2 protein-coding genes and 1 pseudogene are annotated in these 2,233 nt (G+C 61.2%); 2 read left to right on the forward strand and 1 reads right to left on the reverse strand.

Going from position 1 to position 2,233, the window contains the following annotated elements; all coding sequences use genetic code 11:
• Positions 1-207 precede the first annotated feature (207 nt).
• Positions 208-1,152 (reverse strand): annotated as a pseudogene (locus AC1D2O_RS37615) (IS30 family transposase); the annotation flags it as partial.
• Between the two features lie 220 nt (positions 1,153-1,372).
• Here AC1D2O_RS37615 and AC1D2O_RS37620 point away from each other — a divergent pair.
• Both AC1D2O_RS37620 and AC1D2O_RS37625 read left to right on the forward strand, forming a co-directional pair.
• The gene (locus AC1D2O_RS37620; protein WP_477650713.1) at positions 1,373-1,882 is read left to right on the forward strand and encodes a DUF2867 domain-containing protein; all 510 of its coding nucleotides are present in this window, start codon (positions 1,373-1,375) and stop codon (positions 1,880-1,882) included.
• Positions 1,883-1,946: 64 nt separating this feature from the next.
• A partial coding sequence (locus AC1D2O_RS37625; protein WP_478158920.1) for a GNAT family N-acetyltransferase occupies positions 1,947-2,233 on the forward strand: 287 nt, incomplete at its 3' end.

Below are 2,233 nucleotides of genomic sequence, written 5' to 3' on the forward strand. Positions count from 1 at the left end.
GAATCGGCTCGGGCCGCGGTGGCCGTCGCTCGCCGTCAATTTCCACTTCTTGTCGCCGAGTTCGAAGCTGATGTACAGCTCGCCCGCGATCGCCGTATCCTTGACTTGTGGGACTGTCTGAGTTGTCGACATTTCCGGCTCCTTTGCAGTAGAGGTTGGGAAATCCCGTTGTAGCTAAACGGGTCTCTCTCGGATAGTCCCACATAGCATCTGGATGTCGGTCGCCAGGGTGAAGCGCTTGTGAGCCGCCATCTCCTTGCCTCGATCCCAGGTCAGCGACTTGTATAGCTCCTGCGGCAGCTTGCGAGCGTTCTTGATCAGCGCATTGACGACGGTCTCGGTGTCCGTGCCCCCAAGTTTCACCAGCATCACGTAGCGGGTTTGACGCTCGACCAGGGTGGCAATTTGACTGCTTGTTCCCCCGAACAGCAAATCACCCTCCCAGTGGCCTGGAACTGCTCGATCTTCAACCGTGGCCGGACGCTCGCTGATCGACACGGTGTCGACGATCCTCCCGTGGTTGTCGGTCTTCTGCGTGTGATGGCGCGAACGGCGCATGACCCGCGTGCGCCGCAGATGCTGCAGCAGCTCCTTCTTCAAGGCGCCGCGGGCTTGAATGAACAGGCTGCGGTAGATGGTCTCGTGTGACACCTGGAACTCCTCGTCACCAGGATAACTATGCTTGAGCCATCCCGCGATCTGCTCAGGTGCCCACAGCGATTGGAGCTTGGCAGCTACGATGCGCGCCAAGGCTCTGTTCTTCGCCAGTTTGCATCTCTTGGGACGGTGCCCTCGATCCCACGCCGCCTGGTCGGCCTGAGCAGCCCGGTAGCCCTCTCGACCACCGTTGCGCTTGATCTCCCGGCTGACAGTCGATGGCGCTCGCCCGAGGATGCTGGCGATCGCTCGAACTGAGAAGCCGGCCACTACAGCACGTGAGATCTCCTCGCGCTCGGCCAAGGTCAGTGCCAAGGAGGACCGGCACCGCTCTGGCGGCGGTATTCCGCCTGCTCGGGACAGAATCCCTTCGACCGACGAATGCGATCGATCGAACAACTGGGCTATCTGTTGAAGGCTGTCACCTGCTTTCCAGCGCTCCCACATCAGGGCCTTCTGGCTGTCCGTGTAGTAGGTCCGCGTTCGATACTTCATCTACAACACTCCTTCTGCCTACGCAGTTTCTAGTGTGTTGCATCGACCGGTTGAATCCGCAGTCTGAAAGATGCGCTTCGCGAGGCGGCAAGTTCGGGCACCGCGGTTTGGTGTGGCGCCGATGCCGTCTCCGAGCAAGACTTCGCCACTCGCAAGGCGAAAGGCCTGACGCGTTTCGCCTAGACTGCTGGACACCAAGAACCAACCCCGGAACACTACCTTGACCAAAGCGCGCGCCGTGCCCATGCCTAGCAACAGCGTGCTTGCGCCGCTTTACGCGGGCGCAGACCTTTTGGACGCCTTTGCAATTCGACTGCCGGCGGAGGCCAGCAATGATGTAGAGGTGCTGGCACGCGCCGCGTTCGAGCGACAGGCGTGGTGGATTCGTGCGCTCACGTGTGTACGCGACGTGGTGATGGTGACAGTCGGCGTCACATCGTCGCGCGCCGTCGGTCTTGCAGCAGCGGCGCGGGGGCCGGTCATCGGCTACTTGCCGGTGCTGTCAAAGAGCGCGACAGAGTTGGTGGTGGGCGCGGACGACCGGCACCTCGACTTCCGCGCCACCATCCAACTTCGCGCCGATGCGGAAAATGAGCGCGAGCTGGTTACGGGTACGGTTGTGCATTGCCATAACCGACTGGGGCGTGTCTATCTTGCGACGATTGCACCGTTTCATCGTGTGATTGTGCGGGCGAATTTAGAACGGGCAGTCAGAGCAATGAAGATTTAAGCATGCTTTGGTGGTCGCGACTGGCCGTAGCCGGCCAGAACCCGACATTCGACCCATCGACCCAGTGAACGGCAAATCCGTCAACTTTGAACCTGCCTCGTCGGAAGACGCAGAGGACCTTGTCGCCCTCCGAATCGTCGCCATGCGCCCAAGCCTTGAGCGGCTCGGCCGCTTTGACCCGCAACGCGCGAGGGACCGATTTTTGGCCAGCTTCACGCCAGCGTATACCCGGCACCTGGTAGTCGGGGCGCGGAGGGTGGGCTTCGTTGTTGTTCGCCCCGAAGCTGGGCATTTTCTTCTTGACCATCTCTACGTGGCCCCCGCGCATCAAGGCCAGGGCATCGGTGCCGC

The sequence above is a fragment of the Variovorax sp. P1_G12 genome, assembly GCF_056405555.1.